This window comes from Moorena sp. SIO1G6 (assembly GCF_010672795.1).
In the GTDB taxonomy this organism is placed as follows: domain Bacteria; phylum Cyanobacteriota; class Cyanobacteriia; order Cyanobacteriales; family Coleofasciculaceae; genus Moorena; species Moorena producens.
Window position 1 is genome coordinate 1 of sequence record NZ_JAAHFZ010000201.1, and the last position, 1,061, is coordinate 1,061.

Consider the following 1,061-nt stretch of genomic DNA (forward strand, 5'->3'; position numbering starts at 1 on the left):
TTGGTATAATTCTGGTATCATTCTAACTTGATAGGTCGTCTTGACAATTTCTGACCTATCTTTTTTTACCATAATTCGCTCAATTTAATATATATCAAGGTTTACGGGGCGCTTGTCGCCCCCCCAGGGATTGTCTACTCGCTCAACGTCTGAAAAATAATAATTAAAATTGCCGATAAATAGAATAACTAAAGCGATTACGAATTTGTCGCTGTAACTCAATCCGAATGTAAACTGAAAATAACAAAAAGTAGGGTGGGCAAAGTTATAGTATCTAGAATTATCAAAAAAAACTAAACGGTCTTTGCCCACCCTACAACCTTATCATTTTGATACTAAACACTCACCCTGCCGTTGAAACATTTTCTAAGCACAGAGAGTTTATATCTGGCGCGAGTTTTGAGAATTGTCAATTGATCCGCCTTTCCCAACAAGTCCTCTAACTCAGCCACCTCATCAGTGCAGAGCAATGATTATACATTTCTCGCCACTAAATCATCCAAACGAGTTTGATCTGCCACAGCCAATTTACAACTTGCCAGTGCTTCTAACTCATCTACACTCAAACCAAGCAAACACTCCTCATCCAACCCTAATGGATTAGCGAGTCGAGAATAGGTGTTCCAGTCCAATAAAACCCCAACTCTTTCCCCCTGCTCATTCGTGACATACTGTAATAAACTTGTCATATCAAAAAGCTTCATAAGATAATGTAATCCTATCTTAGCCCGTTCTGTGTACCTGATAGTTATGCAAACCTCCGTAAGTGATGTTGTCCACAGAAATGCAATTTTACCTAAATAAAGTAGTAGATGAATATGAGTTGATTCAATTTTTGTCTAAAAGCCTCGATTTAAGATGTGAAACCTTAAACTATCCTGATAGTCAAGCTGAAGCCTTTGTAATGATAAACGACTATGACATAGGTTTTCCTACTGGGGGGGCGACAAGCGCCCCGTAAACCTTGATATATATTAAATTGAGCGAATTATGGTAAAAAAAGATAGGTCAGAAATTGTCAAGACGACCTATCAAGTTAGAATGATACCAGAATTATACCA

General features: G+C 37.9%; 1 protein-coding gene. It reads right to left on the bottom strand.

The genetic code is table 11. The annotated features are described in order from the left end of the window. Positions 1–473: 473 nt before the first annotated feature. Positions 474–704 (bottom strand): hypothetical protein, encoded by a 231-nt coding sequence (locus tag F6K63_RS37010; protein WP_287315031.1) that lies wholly within the window; start codon positions 702–704, stop codon positions 474–476. Positions 705–1,061 lie beyond the last annotated feature (357 nt).